Origin of the sequence: Methylocella sp. (assembly GCF_041905455.1) — a bacterium.
In the GTDB taxonomy this organism is placed as follows: Bacteria; Pseudomonadota; Alphaproteobacteria; order Rhizobiales; family Beijerinckiaceae; genus Methylocapsa.
Window position 1 is genome coordinate 120,548 of the sequence record NZ_JAYRLA010000005.1, and the last position, 21,996, is coordinate 142,543.

The window sequence follows — 21,996 nt, forward strand, 5'->3', positions numbered from 1 at the left end:
CTCCGCCGAGAACCGCCTATCGGCCGGCTCCGGCCGCGGACGGCTCTTCGCCGCGCCCGCGCGCGGCGAGCGCGTTCAGCATGGCGCGAAGCCGCATCGGCGCCGCAGTCTTCGGCAGGAAATTCAGCCCTTCCGCGCGCGCGTGGCGACGCAGCTCCTCGCTCGCGTCGCTCGACACGATGAGCGCCTGCAGCTCGCCGCCGAACGCCTCGCGCAGGAAGGCGACCGCGCCGACGCCGGTCAGGCCGTCGTCGAGATGGTAGTCGGCGACGACGAGCCGCGGCGATTTTCGCGCGGCCCGCAGCGCCGCCACCGCCGCCTTGGCCGAGCGCGCCTCGACGACGATCGCCCCCCAGGAGCGCAGCAGCGTCGCGAGCGCCGCGCGCAGGCGCCGGTCGTTGTCGATGACGACGGCGCAGAGCCCGTCGAGCGAGGCCGCCGGCGCGGGCTCGCGGCGCGGCGCCGGCTCCTGCGGCGCTTCCGCGCGCTCGACGCGCAGGCAAAAGCGCGACCCCCTGCCCGGCGTCGAGGCGACCTCGATGCGCGCGCCGATGAGGCGCGCCACGCGCTCGCAGATGGCGAGGCCGAGGCCAAGGCCGCGCTCGCCCTCGCGCGGGGCCGAGCCGGCCTGCCGGAACTCCTCGAAGATGAGCGGAATGTCCTGCGCCTCGACGCCGACGCCGGTGTCGAACGCCTCGATCGTCACCTCCTCGCCGCGCCGCCGCGCGCCAAGCAGGATCGAGCCGCGCGCGGTGTAGCGGACGGCGTTCGACAGGAAATTGCGCAGCACCCGCTCGAGCAGGGAGCGGTCGGAGCGGACCGCGAGGCTCGTCGGGGCGACGCGCAGCCTGAGGCCGAGCGCCTGCGCCTGCGGCTCGAAATCCTGACGCAGCCGCTCGAACAGCGGCGCGAGCGCGAAGCAGGAGATTTCCGCCGGCCATACGCCGGCGTCGAGCCGCGAGATGTCGACGAGGGCGCGCACGAGATCCTCGACGACGTCGAGGGAGGATTCGATCGCGCCGACGATTTCGCGGCCGCGCGCGCCCCGCTCGTGCTCGCGCAGCATGTCGAGGTAGAGGCGGGCGACGATGAGCGGCTGGCGCAGGTCGTGGCTCGCGGCGGCGAGGAAGCGCGTCTTGGAGAGGTTCGCCTTCTCGGCCTCCGCCTTGGCGAGCAGCAGCGCCTTCTCCGCCGCGCAGCGCTCGGAGATCTGCTGAAACAGGTGATGGGTGAGGCTGGTCAGCTCGGCGGTGCGCTCCGCGACGCGGTTCTCGAGCGTGATCGCGGCCTGGAACAAGGTGAAGGCGCTGGGGCCGCGCGCGCTCATGTCGTTCTCGACGCGGTCCATCAGCACGGCGTTGACGCGCTTCAGCCGCGCGATCTCGGCCTGCAGCGCCTCGATCTCCTCCGTCCCGGCGCGTGGGCGCGCCCATTCCTCGTCGGCGGGCGCGTCGGAGGCGGCGACCTTGCCGAACGCGGTCATTCCGCGCCTCCGTCGGGGATTCGGCCGATGGCGAGGGCGGTGAAGGTCTGGTTGAGGTGCATGCCGGCGAACTGCTCGCCGTAGGTCGAGAAGCCGATGACGTTGTTGGCCGCGAGGATCTCCCCGGCGAGGCGCTTGGTCTGCGCCTTCTCGAGGGCGAGGCTGCGATGGATGCAGTCGAAGCCGATGACGAGCTCGGGCGCGCCGAAGCTCTGGCCCATCTGCTCGAAGAAGGCGGCGAGATTGGGCAGCACCGCCTCCGAGCGGGCGAGGCGCAGGACCACCCCCTCGTCGATCGCGCAGAAGAAGGTGAGGCTCTCGTCGCCATGCGCCGTCTGGATCGAGCGCACGTGGAAATCGCCGCCGACCTTGACCATCAGCGGGTTGGTCGAGAAGGTCGAGGGAGTCAGCTCGATCTCGGGAAGGTTCAGGAGCCGGGCGTATTCGCGCGCCGCCGGCTCGCCGTTCAGCTCGAACACGCGGCGGCTCAGCGGGTCGGCGCGCGTCACCACCATGCGCTGGTCCGAGCCGATGAAATTCTGGCATTTGGCGATGCGGAACGGCGCGTCGATCTTGACCGCGGCGAGGACCGCCGCGTCGGAATGGAAGGCGCCGTCGCAATAGACGAAGGCGCCGGTGAGGCACAGATTGTCCGCGGCCGAAGCGCCGATGAGCGGAGCAAGGTCCATGAGCCCGGTGAGGGAGGCGAGCGCCACCTCCTCGTTGCGCGACATGCCGTCGATCAAAAGGAGCGCGAAGCTGTCGCGCGGGTCGAGCTCGCACCCCTTCGCGCGCAGGTCCTCGACGACTTTTCGCGTCGCCGCATGGCCGTCCGACATCTGGAAGCGCGACAGGTTGCGGATCAGCGCCGTCGCCGCCCGGCAGTGCGAGGCGGCGATGCTGAAGCCGGTGATCGAGCCGTCGAGATAGCCGATCGGGGTGATCTCGCCGGCCGTGGTGCAGCCGACCGTCGGCACGCCGGCGAACAGCCGCCCGAGCTCGGGCTCGAGCACGTTGAGGTCGAAGCCGTAGGAGCAGAAGAAGACGACGAGGCCGAGGTCCGGCTGCGCCACGGCCTGCGCGAACTCGCGCGCCGCCGCCGCCGGGTCCGGCGCCGTGGAATAGCCGCGCCTGATGGGGGATGCGCTCACCGCCGCGATCGGCTCCCTCGACGTTTCGTCCTCTTTCCGGTCAGCGGACCTCCACCTCGATGGTCGAGGAGAACTGCGGTCCGAGCGAGACATGCGCGCCGTCGCCGAGCTGCAGCGTGAGCTTGTGGTGTCCGGGCGGCAGGCTCAGCGTGGTCTCGGTCTGCGCCTTGCCGAAATGCAGCGAGGTTTCGCCGGCGCCGATGACTTCGCCCATCTTCGGCGGCGCGCCGTCGACGATGAGGTGGTGATGGCCTGATTCGGGGCTCGCGTCGCCGGCCGGCTTCAGGGCGTAATTGTCGAGGCCGAACTTCACCTTGAACGGGCTCGTGACGCTCGCCCCGTCGGCGGGCTCGACGAAATAGACGTGCGGCGCGGCCGTCTGCGCGAGGCCGGGCGCCTGCCCGCCGAGGAGGAGGACGCCGGCGACGGCGAAAGTCGAAAGTCTCGTCACGACAGGCTCCGCGATGGAAAGGCGCGTAGAATGGGCGCGCGCTGCGCCGAGCGCAAGCGCCCCGGCGGGCGCGCCGCCGGAATTTCGCGCGGGGGACTACCGCCATGCGGCGCGGCTCCCTATTGAAGAAGGCGGCGATTCGCTTCATGTCACGGGGCGCGGCGCGGAGCTTGGCGCTGGCGGCGCCCGGGGAGACGGAAAATGAGCGCATTCAGGGCGTCGACGGTCGGCGCGCTCGTCCTCGCGGCCTGCGCCCTCGCGCCCGGCGCGGCGCTGGCGCAGCGGCGCCCCCCGCCGCCGGCGGCCGAAGGCCAGTGGTACGAACCCGACTGTCCGCCGAACGCCTATTCGGCCCAGGCGCAGGACCGCGCGCGCTACGACTGCTCCGGCACGCGCGGGCGCATGGGGCTCGGCGCCAGCCCCTTCAACCCGGAAGGTCCGGGCAATCCGTCGTTCGGAGGACGCTAGAGCGTTCCTCCGCCAGCGCCGGCCGGCGCGGGAAGCGTTCGCAGGCGGACGGCGCGAAGCGCGTTCCGGTCCATCGCTCGAGCCGAATCTCGACGGCGTCGGGAAAGGCGTCGATCACCGTGAAGCAGGGCGGGGTTCCGCGCGTGCGGCGCGACAGCGCGCCGGCGCCGACGGAAAGGGTCAGCCCGTCGCCCCACGGCGGCGGCTGGACGAAGGGCTCGTGCACATGGCCGCTCAGCACGAGGTCGACGCCGGCCTCCGTGAACAGGCGCGCCGCCGCCGCGCCGCGTCACCGGCAGCATTGCGACTGCACGGCGGGATCGGAGCGCCAGTCGCCGAACAGCGCGGCGACGCCGATGCGGAACGCGTCGGCGGCGTGGCGCGGATCGAGCGCGACGGCCTCGAGCGAGGAGCCGTCGAAGCAGGCGTCGGTCATCAGCGGCGAGATCAGGGCGAGCGCCTCGGCCTTTCGGCGCGGCCCGCCGTCGAGCGCGTAACGCAGCCGCCGCCGGAAAGCGTGGGCCGGCGCGCCGGCGAGCCGAGGATGGCGGCGACATAGAACGGGCGCGCGCCGGCGCGGCCGCCCGGGACGGGCCGGGCGAGGGGATCGGCGAGCGCGGCTTCGAGCGCCTCGCGCCAGGGCCTGCGCCCATACAGCGCATAGGGCAGCATGTTCATGGCGCCGCCCGGAAGCGGCGCGACGAGCGGCCCGTCGCGCCCGCACAGCTTCGCCGCCTGGCGCGCCGTGCCGTCGCCGGCGAGCGTCACGACAAGATCGGGCCTGGCCGCGACCGCCTCGCGCGCCGCCTCGGCGAGGCCGGACGGAGAAACGCTGCGGATGCGCGCCTCGATCGAGAAGCGGGCGAAGATCTCGGCGAGCTCCCCGGCCGCGCCGGGCGAGACGCCGCCGCCCGCATCGTTCACGACGACGGCGGCGCTGCGGATCGGCGGCGGATCCTTGGCGCCCGCCCCGCGTCCGAAAGGCGCGGGACCAGCTGACTGTGCGGCGGCGACGCTCATGCCGGGGCGACGCCGCGCGCAGCCGCGCCGTTCCGGCGCTTCATCGTTCGGCGCTCTCCTCCTGCTCGCCCGCGCGCTCGAGCGCCGCCTGCGCGTCGGCCGTCTCGGGCGCGGCGCGGCGCGTCACGATCCAGAAGGCGAGCGCGAAGGCCGAGCCCGCCGCCCAGCCGGCGGCGACGTCGGACGGCCAGTGGACGCCGAGATAAAGGCGCGACAGGCCGATCAGCACAGTCGTCAGCGCGGCGAGCGAGAGAAGGTAGATCCGCGCCGCGCGGCTGCGCTGGGTCTCGGCGAGGATCGCCGCGATGGTGAGATAGGCCGCCGCCGAAATCATAGCGTGGCCGCTCGGGAAGCTGGCGCTCCAGCTCTGCGTCAGATGCGGCACGACATCCGGCCGGGCGCGGTGGAAGCCGGTCTTGAACACGGCGTTGAGCAGCGAGGCGCCGCCGATCGCGGCGAGCAGGATGGCGAGCGCCCGCCAGCGCCGGGCGAGGGCGAGGAAGCCCGCCGCGGCCAGCGTCAGGAGCCACAGCACGGTGAAGCCGCCGAGCGCCGAGACGTCGATCGCCGACTGCAGCAGCCAGGGCGGGCCGATCGGCGTCGCAGGGTCGTCCGGCCGGCGCAGCGCGAGGAGGATGGCCCGGTCGAGGCGGTCCGCCCCGCCCTCCAGCGCCTCGTCCATGAGATAAAGGAAGACGACGGCGCTGGAGACGCAGAACAGCGCCGCCAGCGGCTGCACGCCGGCGCGCGCGAGACGGCCGCGCAGGCGCGGGGCTTTCAAGGGCGGCTCCGGCGCGGGCTCACGCGGCGGCTCCGACGAGGGCCCCGCGCGCCGGCATGGCCCGCGCCTCATGGGCGAGCGCCCATTCCATCGCCTTGCGGCGGTCGATGCCGAGCTCGCACAGAACCTCGACGGCGAGGTCGAGGCCCGGCGGCGTCGAGACGTCGATGACCGGATAGAGGCCGAGCTCAAGGAAGGCGTCGCGCTCCTCGAACGTCTCGGCGACGACGATGCGCCGCACATGCGGGAAGGCGCGCTCGGCGAGCGGCGTCAGCTCGCGCGAGATGGCGAGGCTCGGGGTGGTGACGACGACGACCTTGCGCCCGCGCAGGTCGAGCGGGTCCCACAGGCGCGGGTCGGAGGCGTCGCCGAACAGCACCTCATAGCCGTCGGCGTTGGCGTCGGCGAAGGTCTTCTGGGTCCGCTCGACCGCGGCGTAGTCGATGCTGAACTCGGACAGCGCGTCGGCCACCGTGCGCCCCATCCGCCCCATGCCGACGATGAGCACCGGGGCCGCCTGCTCGCGCGGGGCGAGCTCGGCGTCGGCCCGCGCCGCGACACGGGCGCGCAGCCGCCCGGCGATGGTCCGCCCGGCCCGCGCCAGCGCCGGCGTCAGCGCGAGGCTCAGGGCGACGGCGGCGATCACGACCGAGGCCGCGCGCGCGCCGATCATCGCCCGCATCGGCGGCAGGCTCAGGATCACGAAGGCGAACTCGGAGCCCTGCGCCAGCAGGAAGCCGAGCTGGATCGAGCCCGGGACGGACCAGCGGAAGATGAGGCCGGACAGGGCGTTGGTGACGATCTTGACGCCGACGACCGCGCCCGCGCAGGCGAGGATCGCCGGCCATTCGGCGCGCAGCGAGGACAGGTCGAGCGACATGCCGACGGAGATGAAGAAGAAGCCGAGCAGCAGGTTGTGGAACGGCTTCGTCTCCGCCTGGATGATCGGCCGGTACGGCGTCTCGGCGATGATGACGCCGCCGAGAAAGGCGCCGAGCGTGAGCGAGAGGCCGATCGAGCCCGTCGCCCATGCGGCGGCGAGCGCGACGAGCAGGCCGCTCGCGGTGAACACCTCGGCGTTGTCGGTGCGGGCGATGACGTCGAACAGCGGCCGCACCACCATGCGCGCCAGCACGAACGCGACGCCGAACGCCGCCGCCGCCTTGACCACCGCCATGGCGAGCTGGGAGGCCATCGCCGCGCCCTCCCCCGCGAGCGCGTCGACGACGATGAGCAGGAAGATCGCCGCGATGTCCTGGAAGATCAGGATCGCCGTCGAGGTGAGGCCGACCGGGCAGTTCTGCTGGCGCCGCTCGGCGAGGAGCGAGGCGACGACGGCGGTCGAGGAGAGGGCGAGCGTCGCGCCGAGGAGGAAGGCCGGCGCCGGGGCGAGGCCGAAGGCGCTCGCGCACAGGCCGAGCGCGAGGGCGGCGAGCGCGACCTGCACCGGGCCGAAGCCGAAGATGTCGCCGGCCTGCTCGCGCACATGCCGCAGCGAGAAATGCATGCCGATGTCGAACAGCAGGAAGACGACCCCGAGCTCGGCGAGCAGGGCGAAGTTCGGATCGTCGGGCGCCGCGACGCCGCTCGCCCGCGCCGCCGCGCCGAGCGCGAGATAGCCGACGATCGGCGAGAGCCGCAGCGCGCGGCAGGCCATCGCCGCGACGACGCCGAACAGCAGCACCAGCACCAGCGGCGCGAGCGCGGAGGCTATGGCGTGGGCGTGGTCCATGGACGCGGGCGGCGATCCGGCGAACGAGGGCGGCGAAGGATGAACGGCGGGCCGCCGGGGCGGGCACAGTGCGGCGCGGCGCGCCCCCGCGCAAGCGCCAAGAGGCGGCGAAGGCGGCGCCCGCGCAAAAAGGACGCGGCCTCAGACCCGCTCGTAACGCGGCGCGTCGAGCTCGCCGGCCGCGGAGCCGTCGCCCTCCGCCGTGGGGCGCAAGGCGGGCAGACGGATGACGAATTTCGCGCCGGGCGGCTCGCCCGAGCCTTCGGGCGCGGGCGGGGCGAGCGTCAATTCGCCGCCGTGGGCGCGCACGAGGTCGGCGGCGATGACGAGGCCAAGGCCCGTGCCGCCCGTCCGGTCGGCCGTGAAGAACGGGGAGAACAGTTTTTCGCGCGCCGCCTGGGGCACGCCGGGGCCGGTGTCGCAGACCTCGATCAGGGTCTGCGCGCCGGCCCCGCCGTCCTGCGCCGCGCCGCGTCCGCGCCGTCTCTTCGCCGCGGGGTCGACCGGGCGCTCGCTGGCGTGGACGGTGATGCGCGCCGGCCAGCCCGGCGCGGGCCCGGCGCTTTCGAGCGCCTCGGCGCCGTTGCGCAGGAGGTTGACGAGGACGCGGAACAGCTGCTCGGGGTCGGCGCAGACCTCGAGCCGCCCGGGCGCGTCGTTGACGATCTCGACGCGCGGCGCCTGCGGGCGCACGCTTTCGATCGCCTCCTCGACCAGCGGGCGCAGGCGCGCGCGGCGCAGCTTCGGCGGCTCGTCGACGGCGCGGCCGTAGGTCATCGTCGCCTGGCAGAAGCGGATCGCCCGGTCGAGCGTCGCGACGAGCTTGGGCGCGATGCGCTGCGCGAGCGGATCGGTGACGTTGGCGAGGCGGTCGGACAGGAGCTGCGCCGACGACAGCATGTTGCGCATGTCGTGATTGATCTTGGCCACGGCGAGGCCGAGCGCGGCGAGATGCTTCTTCTGGTTCAGCTCGCGCACCAGCTGCTCCTGCATCACGGCGAGCGCCGCCTCGGCCTGGCCGATCTCGTGCCGCGCGCCGGAAGGCTCGATGATTCGCGCCGCGTTCTCCGGGTCCTCGCCGAATTCGGTGATGGCGGAGGTCAGCCGGCGCATCGGGCGCAGCACCATGACGTTGATGGCGATGGTCGCGAGCACCGCGACCACGGCGGCGATCAGCAGGGTCATGGCGACGAGGCGGCGGGCGTAGGCGGCCATGCCGCGGCGCAGCGGCCCCTCGTCCATGGTGATGACGACGGCGTCGCCGCCCATCGGCGCGTCGCCGAGCACGGTGATGACGCGTCCGGGCGGCGCGAACAGCGTCTCGAGCGCCTCGACCGGCGCGCCGACGACGCTCTGGTCGCGCAGGTCGTACACGGCGTCGACCTGGCCCGGCAGGTCGGCGGCCGCCAGGATGCGCTTGGTGCCGCGCGAGTAGAGCACGATGACGCGCGCGCCGACGCTGTCGAGAAGCTGGCGCGAAAGCTCTGGAGGCGTCATGGCGCTCGGCGCCGCCTCGAGCACCAGCGCGGCGGTGTAGGCGGCGGCGAGGCGGTTGCGCAGCCAGTAGGTGCGGTAGCCCGACAGCGCCGGCAGGTAGACCAGCGTCGCGGCGGCGATGACGAAAACGGTGTTGAGCGCCAGCACGCGCATGGCGAGGCCAAAGCGCGGCCTGCGGCGGCGCGCGCCGCCGCGGCCCTGTGCGGCCGCCGGCGTCGGGAGCTCGCTCATCGAATCCGCTCCCTGCGCGTTCCCGCGCGAAGATGAGGCGTCCTGTCCGGCCAACCGCGACCCGCGCTAAATTGACTATAGCACATACTGTACCAGACAAGGACTCGCCGCACATCCCCCATAGGGGAGCCGCGCGGCCGCGGCGGCGGCGGGCCTCGCGAAGTATTTACGCGCCGACGTCGCCCGGCGGCGCCGAATTTCCATGTTTTCTTTTCCTTGGGACAAGTGGCCCGGCGCGCAGGCCGCGGCCTCGCCGGATGACGGCGCCATGACGGAACGCCGCGCGCGAGCGGCGACAAAATGGCGCTCCCCCTTTGCTTGCCCTATGCTCGCCGGAAAATCATGATTGCTTCAGCATGTCTTGCTAGCGTGGTACGCGTCCTGCTAGAGCCTTGGGCGCCCGCCGTCGTCGGGCCGGGACGAACCTGACGATCTTCGCCATCCTGCGAGCTCGCGAGCCTCGCGATCGGTCATTCTGGGGGACGAAAATGCATATCGCTATGGTCGGCTCGGGCTATGTCGGCCTCGTCTCGGGCGCCTGCCTCGCCGACTTCGGCCACAACGTCGTCTGCGTCGATTCGGACCAGAAGAAGGTCGAATCGCTGAAGGCCGGCAAGATGCCCATCTACGAGCCGGGCCTCGCCGAGCTCGTCGCCAACAACGTGCGCCACAACCGCCTCTCCTTCACGACCGACCTCGTCGGCTCGGTCGGCAAGGCGGACGCGGTGTTCATCGCCGTCGGCACCCCCTCGCGGCGCGGCGACGGCCACGCCGACCTCACCTATGTCTATCAGGCGGCGCGCGACATCGCCGCCGGGCTCGACGGCTTCACCGTCGTCGTCACCAAGTCGACCGTGCCGGTCGGCACCGGCGACGAGGTCGAGCGCGTCATCCGCGAGGCGCGCCCGGACGCCGACTTCGCCGTCGTCTCGAACCCCGAGTTCCTGCGCGAGGGCGCGGCGATCGACGACTTCAAGCGGCCCGACCGCATCGTCATCGGCATCGAGGATCCGCGCGCCGAGACCGTGATGCGCGAGGTCTACCGCCCGCTCTACCTCAACCGCGCGCCCTTCGTGTTCACCAGCCGGCGCACCTCCGAGCTCACCAAATACGCCGCCAACGCCTTCCTCGCGACCAAGATCACCTTCATCAACGAGGTCGCCGACCTGTGCGAGAAGGTCGGCGCCAACGTGCAGGACGTCGCCCGCGGCATCGGCCTCGACAACCGCATCGGCGGCAAGTTCCTGCACGCGGGCCCAGGCTACGGCGGCTCCTGCTTCCCCAAGGACACGCAGGCGCTGATCAAGACGGCGCAGGACTATGACGCGCCGATCCGCATCGTCGAGACGGTCTCGGCGGTGAACGACCAGCGCAAGCGGGCGATGGCGCGAAAGGTGTTCGCCGCCTTCGGCGGCTCGGCGCGCGGCAAGACCATCGCGCTGCTCGGCCTCACCTTCAAGCCGAACACCGACGACATGCGCGATTCGCCGGCGATCGCCGTCGTCACCGCGCTGCAGGACGGCGGCGCCAAGGTGCACGCCTACGACCCGGAAGGCATGGAGCAGGCCAAGCTCGTGCTCGACGGGCTCACCTATTTCAACGACCCCTATTCCTGCTGCGCAGGCGCCGACGCGCTCGTCATCGTCACCGAATGGGACGAGTTCCGCGCCCTCGACCTCACGCGCGTGAAGTCGCTGCTGACGAGCCCGGTGATGATCGACCTGCGCAACATCTACGATCCCGCCGAGATGGCGCGCCGGGGCTTCGCCTACTCGGACGTCGGCCGCGGCGGCAAGCTCGCGGTCTGACGGACCGCGCGCCGCGCGGGCTCACGTTCCGCGCGGCTTGGCCCGCGTCGTCGGCGCGGCGGAGGCCGGATCCTCGGGCCAGAAATGGCGCGGATAGCGTCCCTTCATCTCGGCCCGCGCCGCCGCCCATGAGCCGCGCCAGAAGCCGGGCAGGTCCGAAGTCGCCTGAATGGGCCGCAGCGCCGGCGACAGCAGCTCGATCTTCAGCGCGATCCGCCCGCCGGCGAGCGTCGGATGCGTCGAAAGCCCGTAGAGCTCCTGCGCCCTGACGCTCAGCGTCGGAACGCCGTCGCCATAGTCGAGCGCGATCCTCGATCCCGCCGGGGTCGCGAATTCCGCCGGCGCCTCCTCGTCGAGCCGCCGCTTCAGCTCGTAGGGCAGGAGCGCGTGCAGCGCCGCCGCGAGCGTTTCGGCGCGCAATTCGGCGAGGCTCGACGCGCCGTCGAGGAAGGGCGCGAGCCAGTCCTGCGCGCCCGCCGCCAGCGCCGCGTCGGAAAGGTCGGGCCAACCCCGCTCCGGCTCCGCCGCGCGTAAAAATTCGACGCGGGCGCGCCACTGCGCCAGCGCCTTCGTGAAGGGCAATCTGGCCAATCCGCCGCCATCCTCGCCGAGGAGGCCGCGCGCCAGAGCGCGCGCCGCCTCCGGCCCTTTGGGGGCCGGCAGCGGAGTTTCGGCGAGCGTCAGCGCGCCGAGCCGGCGCCGGCGGCGCGCCCGCAGCGCCCCGCTCGCCGCGTCGAACAGGATTTCGTCCTGCGCCGCGATCCGCTCGCCGGCGGCGTCCTCGAGCTCCGCCTCGCCGAGCGCGGCGGCGGCGAGGACGCGCGCGGCGCCGGCGCGCCCGGCGATTTCGCCGACGGCGAGATAGGTCTCGCGCGCCAGCGCGTCGGCCGGGTCGAGCGCGGCGGCGCGCCCGCCCGCGAGCAGATATGCGCCCGGCTGGCCGGCGCCGCGCGCCTTCGCGACGCGCTCGGGAAAGGCGAGGGCGAGACAAAGGCCGAGCCCCTCTTCGGCCGGCCGCGCGCCCCCGGGCAGGCCGGCGCGGCGGGAAAAGCCCCGCGCGAGTTCGCGCGCCGCCTGCGCCCGCGCCGAACCGTCCGCCCGCCAGCGCGCGAGGCGGCGCGAAAGGTCGGCCTCGTCGCCGCCGAGGCCGCGCTCGGTCAGCAGCGCGGCGAGCTCGCAGGCGAGCGCGCCGAGCCTCGCGCCGCGCGAAGAGGCGGCGAGAATCATGGCGGCGAGACGCGGGGCGAGGCCGAAGCCGGCGATCTTCCGCCCCAGCGGCGTCGGCCCGCCCTGCGCGTCGAGCGCGCCGATCTCGCGCAAAAGCGCGCGCGCCTCCTTCACCGCCGGCGCCGGCGGCGGATCGAGCCAGCGCAGCGCGGCCGGCTCGCGCGCGCCCCACACGGCGAGGTCGAGGACGAGGCCGGAGAGGTCGGCGGCGAGCATTTCCGGCGGCGCGAAGGGGAGCAGCGCACCGGTCGCCGCCTCCTCCCACAGGCGATAGCAGACGCCCGGCCCGACGCGCCCGGCGCGGCCGCGCCGCTGGTCGGCGGAGGCGCGCGAGACTTTCACTGTCTCGAGGCTGGTGAGGCCGCGCGCCGGATCGAAGCGCGGCGCGCGGGCGAGGCCGCCATCGACCACGACGCGAACCCCCTCGATGGTCAGCGAGCTCTCGGCGATCGAGGTGGCGAGCACGATTTTCCGCGTTCCCGGCGCCGCCGGGGCGACGGCGCGGTCCTGCGCCTGCCGCGAGAGCGCGGCGTAGAGCGGGGCGACGAGGACGCGCGGATCGCGGATCTTTTCTTCAAGGATGCGCGCGAGGCGAAGAATCTCGCCCTGCCCGGGCAGGAAGGCGAGGATCGAGCCTTCCTCCTCGACGAGCGCGGCGAGGATCGCCGAGGCCGCCGCCTCCTCGACCCGCTCATGTGGCCGGCGCGGGCGCCAGCGCGTCTCGACCGGAAAGGCGCGGCCTTCGCTAACCACCGCCGGCGCGCCGCCCATCAGCGCCGCGACGCGCGCGACGTCGAGCGTCGCCGACATCACGAGCAGGCGCAGATCGGGGCGCAGCGCCTCGGCGGCGTCGAGCGCCAGCGCCAGCGAGAGGTCGGCGTCGAGCGAGCGCTCGTGGAATTCGTCGAACAGGACGAGGGCGACCCCTTCGAGCGAGGGATCGTCGAGGATCATCCGCGCGAACACGCCTTCGGTGACGACTTCCACGCGGGTTTTCGCCGAGACCCTCGTCTCGCCGCGCGTGCGCAGGCCGATCGTCGCGCCGACCTCCTCGCCGAGGCTGAAGGCCATGCGCCGCGCGGCGGCGCGGGCGGCGAGCCGGCGCGGCTCGAGGAGGACGAACCTGCCGTCCCGCGCCCAGTCCTCGTCGAGGAGGGCGAGCGGGACGCGCGTCGTCTTGCCGGCCCCGGGCGGCGCGGCGAGGACGACGCGCGGCGTCCGCCGCAGCTCCTGCGCGAGCTGCGGCAGCGCGGCGTCGATGGGAAGCGGCTCCGGCCCTGGCATCGCCGGCTTGATGGCGCGTCGGCGTCTGCGGCGCAAGAGGACGGAGCGAAGGTCGCGCGCGGGCCGGAACCCCGGCGGCGCCGCGCGCTTTCCGGGATTTCAGGCGCTGTGGCGCGGACGCCACGGCGGCGCCCGATGCGCGCGAGGCTGCTATGAAGGCGGCGCGAACGGCGATAGTTTCGCGGGCGATCGAGGCGCCGGCCGCCGGCGCGCTTCCGAAGGGACGAGGCATGGCGCAGGAGAGCGGGCGGAGCGAGCTTGCGGCCGCCCCCGCGCAGGCGGGACAGGAGGCTCCGGCGGCGCAGGCGCCCGCGGCGCCCGCCGGCGAGGCGCCGTCCCACGCCGCTCATCCGCCGGCCCCTTCCTCCGGCCATGGCGCGCCGCACGGCGGCGGCCACGTCAGGAGCGGCTTCGGCGCGCTGGCGCTCGGCTCGCTCGGCGTCGTCTTCGGCGACATCGGCACGAGCCCGCTCTACGCTCTCAAGGAGTCGCTGCACCATATCCGCGACGGCGCGACCGACGAGGCGGTGATCGGCACCGTCTCGCTGCTGATCTTCGCGCTGTTCTTCACCGTCACCGCCAAATACGTGCTGTTCCTGATGCACGCCGACAACAAGGGCGAGGGCGGCACGCTCTCGCTCATGGCGCTCGCCCAGCGCGCGCTCGGCCACCGCGCCGCGCCGGTGTTTTTCCTTGGCGTCGCCGGCGCCGCGCTGTTCTCGGGCGACGCGATCATCACGCCGGCGATCTCGGTGCTCTCCGCGCTCGAGGGCCTCGAGCTGGTGACGCCGGTGTTCACCCCCTACATCCTGCCGGCGACGATCGTCATCCTGATCTCGATCTTCTGGGTGCAGAGCCACGGCTCCGGCCACGTCGCCGTGTTCTTCGGCCCGGTCATGGCCGTGTTCTTCCTCTCCCTCGGCGTGCTCGGGGCGCTGCACATCCATGATTCGCCGCGCATCCTGCTCGCCTTCGATCCGATGCGCGGCCTGCGGTTCCTGTTCGGCCATGGCGTTCTGGGCTTCATCGTGCTGGGCTCGGTGTTCCTCGCGGTGACCGGCGCCGAGGCGCTCTACGCCGACATGGGCCATTTCGGCCGCCTGCCGATCCAGGCGGCCTGGCTGTTCTTCGTGCTGCCCTCGCTGGTGCTCAACTATCTCGGCCAGGGGGCGCTGGTGCTCTCGAACCCGGGCGCGGTCGAGAATCCGTTCTTCCTGATGGCCCCGCCGTGGGCGCTGCCGCCGCTCGTTCTGCTCGCGACGATGGCCACCGTGATCGCCTCGCAGGCGGTGATCACCGGCGCCTTCTCGCTCGCCCGCCAGGCGATCCAGCTCGGCCTGCTGCCGCGCATGCTGGTGCTGCACACCTCCGAGACGCAGGAGGGGCAGATCTACCTGCCGCGCGTCAACCGGCTGCTGCTCATCGGCGTGCTGATCCTCGTGCTGATGTTCAAGAGCTCGTCGGCGCTCGCCTCGGCCTACGGCATCGCCGTCACCTGCACCATGGTGGTGACGACCCTGCTCGCCTTCGTGGTGGTGTGGAAATACTGGAACTGGCCGCTCTGGCTCAGCGTCCTGTTCGTCTCGGCCTTCCTCGTCGTCGACCTCTCCTTCCTCGCCGCCAACCTCGTCAAGGTGATCGACGGCGGCTGGGTGCCGCTGCTGCTCGCCGTCTGCGCCATGATCTGCATGTGGACCTGGGTGCGCGGCAGCGACCTCCTGACGCGCAAGACGCGGCGCGATTCGATCTCGATGCGCGACCTCGTGCGCATGCTCGAGAAATCGAAGCCGCTGCGCGTCTCGGGCACCGGCGTGTTCCTGACCAATTCGCCCGAGATCGCCCCTTCCGCCTTCATGCACAATCTGAAGCACAACAAGGTCATGCACGAGCGCGTGCTGCTCATGTCGGTCAAGACCGAGGAGACGCCGCGGGTGCCGACCGAAAAGCGCTTCGAGATCGAGAAGATATCCGACGACTTCACCAGCGTCGTGCTGCATTTCGGCTTCATGGAGAGCCCGCGCATCCCCACCGCCATGGCCGGGCTGCGCAAGGCCGGGCTCAAGTTCGACATCATGACGACGTCGTTCTTCGTCGGGCGGCGCAAGATCAAGCCCGCGCCCAACTCCGGCATGCCGATGTGGCAGGACAAGCTGTTCATCGCCCTGTTCCGCCAGTCGGCCAACCCGACCGACTATTTCTCCATTCCCTCCGACCGCGTCGTCGAGCTCGGCGAGCAGTTGACGATCTGAACGGCGCAAATTTCCTGCGGAGAGGCGCCGCCGGCCCCGTGCAAGCGACAGGCGCCTTTGCTAGCCTTCGGGCATGCTGAAGATCGTCGCAGGCGAGAACGCGGGAAAGAGCTCGGAGGCGCAGGCCGTCCCGCCGGCAGGCGCGCAGGGCGAAGCGTCGCCCGCGGGCGCGTCCGCCGCCGCGCGCGCCCCCTCGCCGATGATGGCGCAATATCTCGACATCAAGGCGCGCAATCCCGGCTCGCTCCTGTTCTACCGCATGGGCGACTTCTACGAGCTGTTCTTTTCCGACGCCGAGGCCGCCTCGAAGGCGCTCGGCATCGTGCTGACCAAGCGCGGCAAGCACCTTGGCGAAGACATCCCGATGTGCGGCGTGCCGGTCGAGCGCGCGCAGGACTATCTGCACCGGCTGATCTCGCAGGGCTTCCGCGTCGCCGTGTGCGAGCAGGTCGAGGATCCGGCGGAGGCGAAGAAGCGCGGCGGCAAGTCCGTGGTGCGGCGCGAAGTGCGCCGGCTCGTCACGCCCGGCACGCTGACCGAGGACGCCCTGCTCGAGCCCGCCCGCGCCAACCGGCTGATGGCGCTCGCCCGGCGCGAGGGCGAGGGGAAGGACGAGGGACCCGTCTTCGGCTACGCCGCGCTCGACATCTCGACCGGCGAATTCCTCGTCGGCGAGGCGCGCGAAGCCGAGCTCGAGGCGGAGGCGGCGCGGCTCGACCCCGCCGAGATCGTCGTCCCCGAGGCGCTCGCCGATCTTCCCGCGCTCAGGAGCCTTTCCGGGCGCGGCGGCGCGGCGCTCTCCCCGCTCGGGCGCGCCGGCGAGGACGAGACGGCGGCGGCGCGCCGCCTTCGCGCCTATTTCGGCCTCGCGACGCTCGACGGCCTCGGCCCGCTCTCGGGCGTCGAGACGATCGCCGCCGCCGCCGCGCTTCTTTATGTCGAGCGCACGCAGTTCGACGCCCGCCCCGCCCTGCGCCTGCCCTCGCGCCAGACGCAGGGCGCGCATATGGCGATCGACGCCGCGACGCGGGCGAGCCTCGAGCTGACCAAGGCGCAGGCGGGCGGCCGCGAGGGCTCGCTGCTCGACGTCCTCGACCGCTGCGCCGGCGCCGCCGGCTCGCGGCTGCTCGCCGAGCGGCTCGCCGCGCCGCTGACCGACCCTGAGGCGATCGCGCGCCGCCTCGACGCCGTCGAGGCCTTCGTCGAGGCGCCGGCGCTGCGCCGCAAGGCGCGCGCGCTGCTCAAGGCGGCGCCCGATCCGATGCGCGCCCTCTCCCGCCTCGCCCTCGACCGCGGCGGGCCGCGCGACCTCGCCGCGCTGCGCGACGCGGCCCTGTGCGCCCTCGACCTCGAACGGCTGCTGCGCGAGGAGGCCGGGAGCCCGCTTCCCGAAGACATGGAGGCGGCGCGCGCGGCGCTCGCCGCGCTCGACCCGGCGCCGCTCGAGCGCCTGCAGGCGGCTCTCGCCGACGACCCGCCGCTCAGCCGGCGCGAGGGCGGCTTCGTCCGGCCGGGCTTCGACGCGGCGCTCGACGAAATGAGGGCGCTGCGCGACGACGCGCGCCAGGTCGCGGCGGGCTTGCAGGCGCGCTATTGCGAGCTCGCGCAGTCGCGCCAGCTCAAGCTCAGGCGCAACGCCTTTCTCGGCTTCTTCCTCGAAGCGCCGCGCGCGCTCGGCGAAAAGCTGCTGAGGCCGCCGTTCGACGCGACCTTCGTCCACCGCCAGACCATGGCCGACGCCATGCGCTTCTCGACGAAGGAGCTGGCCGAGCTCGAGGCGCGCCTCGCCGGCGCCGCCGACGAGGCGATCACGCGGGAGGAGGCGATCTTCGCCGAGCTCGCCGCGCCGCTCGTCGCGGGACGCGCCGGCGTTGGCGCGGCGGCCGACGCGCTGGCGCAGATCGACGTCGCGGCGGCGCTCGCCGAGGTCGCGGCCGACTGCGGCTGGAGCCGGCCGCAGGTCGACCGCTCCTTAAGCCTCCTGATCGAGGGCGGACGCCATCCGGTCGTCGAGGCGGCGCTGCGGGCCGAAGGCAAGCCCTTCGTCGCCAACGACTGCGACCTCTCGGGCTTTTCCGGCGCGGGCGGGCGCCTCGCCGTCGTCACCGGCCCGAACATGGCCGGCAAGTCGACCTATCTGCGCCAGACGGCGCTGATCGCCGCGCTCGCGCAAATGGGCTCCTTCACGCCGGCGCGCCGCGCAAGGATCGGCGTCGTCGACCGGCTGTTCTCGCGCGTCGGCGCCTCGGACGATCTCGCGCGCGGGCGCTCGACCTTCATGGTCGAGATGGTCGAGACGGCGGCGATCCTCAATTGCGCCACCGAGCGCTCGCTCGTCGTGCTCGACGAGATCGGGCGCGGCACGGCGACCTTCGACGGCCTCTCGATCGCCTGGGCGGCGCTCGAGCACCTCAACGCCGTCAACCGCTCGCGCGCGCTGTTCGCCACCCATTTCCACGAGCTGACCCAGCTCGCGCGAAGGCTGGAGCGCGTCGACAACCTGACCGTGCGCGTGGCGCAATACAAGGGCGAGCCGGTGTTCCTGCACGAGATCGTCGCCGGCGCCGCCGACCGCTCCTACGGCGTGCAGGTGGCGAGGCTCGCCGGCCTGCCGCAGGGCGTCGTCGCGCGCGCGAAGCTCCTCTTGCGGGAGTTCGAGGCGGGCGAGCGCGACCCGCGCCACGGCCGCCTGCTCGCCGACCTGCCGCTGTTCTCGGCCGCGCCCGCGCCGGCGCTCGAGGCGGCGGAGGCGCCCGTCCCCTTCGCCGCGCCCTCCCCGCTTGAAGACGCCCTCGACGCGCTCGATCCGGACGCGCTGTCGCCGCGCGAGGCGCTCGAGGCGCTCTACAAGCTCAAGACGCTGCGCGGCGAAAAACCGTCCCGCTGACTCATTCCGCGAGATGGACGGCGCGCGCCCAGCCCGCGACGCGCCGATGCTCGACCAGCCGCCACATGGTCCGGCGCGCCGCCGCCCGGCGCGCCGGGCTCGCCTGCTCCCATTCGGAAAAGCTCAGGCCGCCGCTGGTTCGGCCGAGATTGCGCAGCCGGGCGCCCGCCGGGGCGAAGGCCATGACGCGCCCCCCCTCCTGCGGCCGCTCGCGCAGGGCGAGCTTTTCGCCCGGCCGCAATCCGACGACGCGATAGAAATCAGGCCCGTCCGCTTCGGCGCAGCCGGCGGCGGGCGCAAACGCGGCGAGGGCGGCGAAGAGACCGCACGCCGCGAGGCGAAACGTTGGCATGTCGAACGCTTTCGGCATGCGCGCGATTTGGCCGCGCGCGAGAGAATTTGATAGGATCGCGCAAAGCCTGATGGGAGCGCGACATGGTGGACGAACCCGGCCCGCGCCTGGATCAGCAGTTCTGCTTCGCCCTTTACTCGACGCTTCATGCGGTGAACAGGGCCTACGCCCCCGTGCTGGCGGCGCTCGGCCTCACCTATCCGCAATATCTCGTCATGCTCGTCCTGTGGGAGGCCGACGACCTGCCGGTCAAGGCGATCGGCGAGCGCGTCTTCCTCGATTCGGGCACGCTGACGCCGCTGCTCAAGCGGCTCGAGGCCGGCGGCCTCGTCACGCGCGCGCGCGACTCGAAGGACGAGCGGCAGGTGCGCGTGCGCCTGACCGACGCCGGGCGTCAGTTGAAGGCGCGCGCGCGCGAGGCGCCGGACGCGCTGCTGCGCGCCATGGGACGCGACGCGGACGAGGTCAAGCCGCTGCGCAAGGAGCTGCGCAGGATCCGCAACGCCTTGCTCGGCGTGAAGGACAAGCCCGGCAAGGAGGGAAAAGAGCAAAAGCGCGCCGGCAAGGACGCCGGCTGACCTGCGGCGGGCGCGGCGTCACCACCCGCGCAGCATGCGCGAGACGACCTTCGAGGTGTAGTCGACCATCGGCACGATGCGGGCGTAGTTGAGCCGCGTCGGGCCGATCACGCCGAGCACGCCGACGATGCGGTGGCGCTCGTCGTGGAAGGGCGCGGCGATCATCGAGGAGCCCGACAGCGAGAACAGCTTGTTCTCCGAGCCGATGAAGATGCGCACGCCCTCGCCGCCCTCGGCACGGGAGAGCAGGTCGATCACGTCCTTCTTGGTCTCGAGGTCGGCGAACAGGAGCCGGATGCGCTCGAGGTCGGAGATGGCGGTGAGGTCCTGCAGGAGATTGGCCTGGCCGCGCACGATGAGCTGCGCCCCGCCCGAGCCGGCCTCGACCCAGCTCGCGAGTCCGGCGTCGACGACGCGGGCGGTCAGCTCGCCAAGCTCGCGCTCAACCGCCGCCTGAGAAGCCTCGATCTCTCTGCGCGCCTGCGCGAGCGTGCGGCCGCGGATGCGGGCGTTGAGGAAATTGGCGGCCTCGACGAGCGCGGAGTTCGGCAGCAGCGGCGGAATGTGCAGGATGCGGTTCTCGACCGAGCCGTCCTCGGCGACGAGCACGGCGAGCGCGCGCTCGGGCTCGATGCGCACGAATTCGACGTGCTTGAGGCGCGCGTCCTCCTTCATCGTGACGACGACCCCGGCGCCGCGGGTCAGCCCCGAGAGCAGGCTCATGGCGTCGCCGAGCACGCTCTCGAGCGGGCGGTCGGGCGCCGCCGCCCGCGCCTGCGCCTCGATCTGCTCGCGCTCGCCCGGGCCGAGGTCGCCGAGCTCGAGCAGCGCGTCGACGAAGAAGCGCAGGCCGAGCTCGGTCGGGAGCCGCCCGGCGCTGGTGTGCGGCGCGTAGATGAGGCCGATCTCCTCGAGGTCCTGCATGACGTTGCGGACCGAGGCGGAGGAGAGCGGCGTCGGCAGGAGGCGCGAGACCTGGCGCGAGCCCACCGCCTCGCCGTTGGCGAGATAGGATTCGACGATCTGGCGGAAAATCTCGCGCGAGCGCTCGTTGAGCCTCGCGAGCCCTGAGCGGGCGGGATCGAAGGAGCTGTCGGCGGCCGACGTCATAAGGGAAAGAATGGCCGCCCGCGCGCCCGCGCGCAAGCGCCAGCCGGCGCATTCCTAGCCGAGCGCGCTCTCGAGGCAGGTCTCGAGCTCGCCGAGCTGGAACGGCTTCTGCAGCACGCGCGCGTCGCGATAGACCTGGTCGAGCCCCTGCGCGCCGTAGCCGGACAGGAAGACGAAGGGAATCTCGCGCGAGGCGAGCGCGTCGGCCACCGGAAAGCTGCGCGTTCCGTTGAGGTTGATGTCGAGCATGGCGAAATCGGGCGCGGATTTCGTCAGCGAGTCGAGGGCGGCCTCGACCGAGGGCGCGACGTCGACGCGCTTGCAGCCGATGTCGGCCAGCATGTCCTCGATCAGCATGCTGATGAGGGCTTCGTCCTCCACCACGAGGACGCGGAAGTCGTCGTCGATCTTCAAGGCGCTCCGCCATCGCAAGATGAACCCTGAGCGGAATGCGCGCGCGAACGAATGGTTCCGTCGAAGGCTCCTCCGATTTTCGGTCAGTCCGGCGAAAGCTCGCGGCGGTCAACTGCGCGTCGGGCGAGCGGGCGTCGGCCTGTCGCCCATAACGCGTCCGCGAGGCCTTGAGGAACGAGCGTGGCGAAAATGGATCTTGCGCTTGCGCGCGAGCCCTCCCCCGAGCGCGACAGGGCGCTGTTGCAGGGCGTGATCGCGCAGGCTTTCGCGCATCTTGGCGAAGGCCAGCCGTCGCTGGCGCTGGCGGCGCTCGCCGGCGGCGGCGAGCTCGCCGCGCGCGACGACCTCGCCTCCTACGTCTTCGGGCTCGTCTGCTTCAACGCGGCGGACCTGCGCGCGGCGCTGTCCTGGTTCGACCGCGCGCTCGCCCTCAATCCCGATTCGCGCGAGGCGCTCGGGGCGCGGGCCATCGCCCTGCAGCGGCTCGGCCAGCCGCAGGACGCGCTCGAGGCGTTCGAGGAGCTCGCGCGGCTCGCGCCGGACGACGTCGAGGCGCGCTTTTCGGTCGGCCTCATTTTGCAGAGCCTCGGCCGCATGAAGGAGGCGCTCGCCGCCTATGAGGAGGCGCTGCGGGCGAAGCCCGACCATTGCGGGGCGCTGACCAACCGCGGCGCCCTGCTCGAGCGCTTCGGCCGCCTCGACGAGGCCCTCGCCTGCTTCGAGGCGACGGCCGCGCTGCGCCCGGACGATCCGGGGGCGGCCTTCAACATGGGCTCCGTGCTGCAGAAGCTCGGCCGGCTCGAGGACGCGCTCAAGGCCTATGACGCGGCGGCGGCGCTTTCTCCCGCGGACGCCGAGACGCAGCTCAACCGCGGCAACGTGCTCCATCGGCTGGGGCGCTCGCAGGACGCGCTCGCCTGCTTCGAGGCCGCCGCGCGCCGCCCGGGCGGCTATCCGCAGGCGCTGCACAACAAGGGCGTCGCGCTGCACGCCCTCGGGCGGCGCGCGGCGGCGCTCAAGGCCTACGACGACGCGCTCGCCCTCGACCCGCGCCATTGCGAGGCGATCTGCAACCGCGGCAACCTCCTGCACGAGCTCGGCAGGCTCGACGAAGCCTTCTCCGCTTATGGCGAGGCCTTGAGGATTCGTCCGGCCTTCCTGCCGGCGCTCGCCAACCGCGCCAACATCCTGCTGCAATGGGGCGAAGCGGAGCAGGCGCTGCGCTGCTGCGAGGAGGCGCTGAAGCATGACGGCCGCCATCCCCAGGCGCTCG

At 72.7% G+C, this 21,996-nt stretch carries 19 protein-coding genes; 6 read left to right on the forward strand and 13 right to left on the reverse strand.

Features of this window, described 5'->3' with window-relative positions; genetic code table 11:
• Window positions 1-16 precede the first annotated feature (16 nt).
• Genes ACE3OG_RS06125 through ACE3OG_RS06135 form a run of 3 tightly spaced genes read right to left on the reverse strand, consistent with a single transcriptional unit; the run spans window position 17 to window position 3,085 of the window.
• Window positions 17-1,483 (reverse strand): ATP-binding protein, encoded by a 1,467-nt coding sequence (locus tag ACE3OG_RS06125; RefSeq protein WP_374306743.1) that lies wholly within the window; start codon window positions 1,481-1,483, stop codon window positions 17-19.
• Window positions 1,480-2,634, reverse strand: coding sequence for an FIST N-terminal domain-containing protein (locus tag ACE3OG_RS06130; RefSeq protein ID WP_374306745.1), 1,155 nt, complete (start codon window positions 2,632-2,634; stop codon window positions 1,480-1,482). Before ACE3OG_RS06130 ends, ACE3OG_RS06125 begins: the two co-directional genes overlap by 4 nt.
• 40 nt (window positions 2,635-2,674) lie before the next feature.
• The gene (locus ACE3OG_RS06135) at window positions 2,675-3,085 is read right to left on the reverse strand and encodes a DUF4399 domain-containing protein (RefSeq protein ID WP_374306747.1); all 411 of its coding nucleotides are present in this window, start codon (window positions 3,083-3,085) and stop codon (window positions 2,675-2,677) included.
• Window positions 3,086-3,286: 201 nt separating this feature from the next.
• Between ACE3OG_RS06135 and ACE3OG_RS06140 the strand changes: the two genes are divergently transcribed.
• Entirely contained in the window at window positions 3,287-3,553 is a 267-nt protein-coding gene (locus tag ACE3OG_RS06140; RefSeq protein ID WP_374306749.1) for a hypothetical protein, read from the forward strand.
• Here the strand turns inward: ACE3OG_RS06140 and ACE3OG_RS06145 are convergent.
• The 6 genes from ACE3OG_RS06145 to ACE3OG_RS06170 all read right to left on the reverse strand — a co-directional run bounded on the left by ACE3OG_RS06145 (window position 3,510) and on the right by ACE3OG_RS06170 (window position 8,814).
• Window positions 3,510-3,794 carry a hypothetical protein gene (locus ACE3OG_RS06145; protein ID WP_374306751.1) on the reverse strand — a complete coding sequence of 95 codons (285 nt, stop codon included), beginning with the start codon at window positions 3,792-3,794 and terminating at the stop codon, window positions 3,510-3,512. The genes ACE3OG_RS06140 and ACE3OG_RS06145 overlap by 44 nt on opposite strands.
• 48 nt (window positions 3,795-3,842) lie before the next feature.
• Window positions 3,843-3,989, reverse strand: coding sequence for a hypothetical protein (locus tag ACE3OG_RS06150; protein ID WP_374306753.1), 147 nt, complete (start codon window positions 3,987-3,989; stop codon window positions 3,843-3,845).
• Window positions 3,990-4,000: 11 nt separating this feature from the next.
• Window positions 4,001-4,573, reverse strand: a complete 573-nt coding sequence (locus ACE3OG_RS06155) for a diacylglycerol kinase family protein (protein ID WP_374306755.1) — start codon at window positions 4,571-4,573, stop codon at window positions 4,001-4,003.
• A gap of 40 nt (window positions 4,574-4,613) precedes the next feature.
• Window positions 4,614-5,354: a phosphatase PAP2 family protein gene (locus tag ACE3OG_RS06160; RefSeq protein WP_374306757.1), complete on the reverse strand. Its 741-nt coding sequence runs from the start codon at window positions 5,352-5,354 to the stop codon at window positions 4,614-4,616.
• Window positions 5,355-5,373: 19 nt separating this feature from the next.
• Window positions 5,374-7,086, reverse strand: coding sequence for a cation:proton antiporter (locus ACE3OG_RS06165; RefSeq protein WP_374306759.1), 1,713 nt, complete (start codon window positions 7,084-7,086; stop codon window positions 5,374-5,376).
• Between the two features lie 141 nt (window positions 7,087-7,227).
• Window positions 7,228-8,814 (reverse strand): sensor histidine kinase, encoded by a 1,587-nt coding sequence (locus ACE3OG_RS06170; RefSeq protein ID WP_374306761.1) that lies wholly within the window; start codon window positions 8,812-8,814, stop codon window positions 7,228-7,230.
• A 488-nt stretch (window positions 8,815-9,302) separates the two neighbouring features.
• Here ACE3OG_RS06170 and ACE3OG_RS06175 point away from each other — a divergent pair, with 488 nt between their 5' ends.
• On the forward strand, window positions 9,303-10,622 hold the full coding sequence (locus ACE3OG_RS06175) for a UDP-glucose/GDP-mannose dehydrogenase family protein (RefSeq protein ID WP_374306763.1): 1,320 nt from the start codon (window positions 9,303-9,305) through the stop codon (window positions 10,620-10,622).
• Window positions 10,623-10,643: 21 nt separating this feature from the next.
• Here the strand turns inward: ACE3OG_RS06175 and hrpB are convergent, their stop codons facing one another.
• A complete protein-coding gene (gene hrpB / locus ACE3OG_RS06180; RefSeq protein WP_374306765.1) occupies window positions 10,644-13,133 on the reverse strand; it encodes an ATP-dependent helicase HrpB in 2,490 nt (829 codons plus the stop codon).
• A gap of 230 nt (window positions 13,134-13,363) precedes the next feature.
• On the opposite strand from hrpB, the gene ACE3OG_RS06185 reads away from it, so the two are divergent.
• Together ACE3OG_RS06185 and mutS are read left to right on the forward strand one after the other, a co-directional pair.
• On the forward strand, window positions 13,364-15,382 hold the full coding sequence (locus ACE3OG_RS06185; RefSeq protein WP_374306767.1) for a potassium transporter Kup: 2,019 nt from the start codon (window positions 13,364-13,366) through the stop codon (window positions 15,380-15,382).
• A 73-nt stretch (window positions 15,383-15,455) separates the two neighbouring features.
• A complete protein-coding gene (mutS, locus tag ACE3OG_RS06190) occupies window positions 15,456-18,269 on the forward strand; it encodes a DNA mismatch repair protein MutS (protein WP_374306769.1) in 2,814 nt (937 codons plus the stop codon).
• A gap of 1 nt (window position 18,270) precedes the next feature.
• Here mutS and ACE3OG_RS06195 read toward each other — a convergent pair whose 3' ends face one another.
• Window positions 18,271-18,621 carry a hypothetical protein gene (locus ACE3OG_RS06195; protein ID WP_374306771.1) on the reverse strand — a complete coding sequence of 117 codons (351 nt, stop codon included), beginning with the start codon at window positions 18,619-18,621 and terminating at the stop codon, window positions 18,271-18,273.
• Window positions 18,622-18,704: 83 nt separating this feature from the next.
• Here ACE3OG_RS06195 and ACE3OG_RS06200 point away from each other — a divergent pair, with 83 nt between their 5' ends.
• Window positions 18,705-19,199, forward strand: a complete 495-nt coding sequence (locus ACE3OG_RS06200; protein WP_374306773.1) for a MarR family winged helix-turn-helix transcriptional regulator — start codon at window positions 18,705-18,707, stop codon at window positions 19,197-19,199.
• Between the two features lie 18 nt (window positions 19,200-19,217).
• Here ACE3OG_RS06200 and hrcA read toward each other — a convergent pair whose 3' ends face one another.
• Together hrcA and ACE3OG_RS06210 are read right to left on the reverse strand one after the other, a co-directional pair.
• Window positions 19,218-20,309, reverse strand: a complete 1,092-nt coding sequence (gene hrcA / locus ACE3OG_RS06205) for a heat-inducible transcriptional repressor HrcA (protein ID WP_374306775.1) — start codon at window positions 20,307-20,309, stop codon at window positions 19,218-19,220.
• Between the two features lie 54 nt (window positions 20,310-20,363).
• Entirely contained in the window at window positions 20,364-20,723 is a 360-nt protein-coding gene (locus ACE3OG_RS06210; RefSeq protein ID WP_374306777.1) for a response regulator, read from the reverse strand.
• Window positions 20,724-20,912: 189 nt separating this feature from the next.
• Between ACE3OG_RS06210 and ACE3OG_RS06215 the strand changes: the two genes are divergently transcribed.
• Window positions 20,913-21,996 (forward strand): tetratricopeptide repeat protein (locus tag ACE3OG_RS06215; RefSeq protein ID WP_374306779.1); only part of this gene is annotated, 1,084 nt, incomplete at its 3' end.

What these genes read in the sequence shown, in the direction of transcription:
- ACE3OG_RS06170 (WP_374306761.1), bottom strand. Translation starts at nt 8,814, where the DNA reads ATGAGCGAGCTCCCGACGCCGGCGGCCGCACAGGGCCGCGGCGGCGCG.
- ACE3OG_RS06195 (WP_374306771.1), bottom strand. Translation starts at nt 18,621, where the DNA reads ATGCCAACGTTTCGCCTCGCGGCGTGCGGTCTCTTCGCCGCCCTCGCC.
- ACE3OG_RS06175 (WP_374306763.1), top strand. Translation starts at nt 9,303, where the DNA reads ATGCATATCGCTATGGTCGGCTCGGGCTATGTCGGCCTCGTCTCGGGC.
- hrpB (WP_374306765.1), bottom strand. Translation starts at nt 13,133, where the DNA reads ATGCCAGGGCCGGAGCCGCTTCCCATCGACGCCGCGCTGCCGCAGCTC.
- ACE3OG_RS06200 (WP_374306773.1), top strand. Translation starts at nt 18,705, where the DNA reads ATGGTGGACGAACCCGGCCCGCGCCTGGATCAGCAGTTCTGCTTCGCC.
- ACE3OG_RS06140 (WP_374306749.1), top strand. Translation starts at nt 3,287, where the DNA reads ATGAGCGCATTCAGGGCGTCGACGGTCGGCGCGCTCGTCCTCGCGGCC.
- hrcA (WP_374306775.1), bottom strand. Translation starts at nt 20,309, where the DNA reads ATGACGTCGGCCGCCGACAGCTCCTTCGATCCCGCCCGCTCAGGGCTC.
- ACE3OG_RS06165 (WP_374306759.1), bottom strand. Translation starts at nt 7,086, where the DNA reads ATGGACCACGCCCACGCCATAGCCTCCGCGCTCGCGCCGCTGGTGCTG.
- ACE3OG_RS06125 (WP_374306743.1), bottom strand. Translation starts at nt 1,483, where the DNA reads ATGACCGCGTTCGGCAAGGTCGCCGCCTCCGACGCGCCCGCCGACGAG.
- mutS (WP_374306769.1), top strand. Translation starts at nt 15,456, where the DNA reads ATGCTGAAGATCGTCGCAGGCGAGAACGCGGGAAAGAGCTCGGAGGCG.
- ACE3OG_RS06150 (WP_374306753.1), bottom strand. Translation starts at nt 3,989, where the DNA reads ATGACCGACGCCTGCTTCGACGGCTCCTCGCTCGAGGCCGTCGCGCTC.
- ACE3OG_RS06185 (WP_374306767.1), top strand. Translation starts at nt 13,364, where the DNA reads ATGGCGCAGGAGAGCGGGCGGAGCGAGCTTGCGGCCGCCCCCGCGCAG.
- ACE3OG_RS06155 (WP_374306755.1), bottom strand. Translation starts at nt 4,573, where the DNA reads ATGAGCGTCGCCGCCGCACAGTCAGCTGGTCCCGCGCCTTTCGGACGC.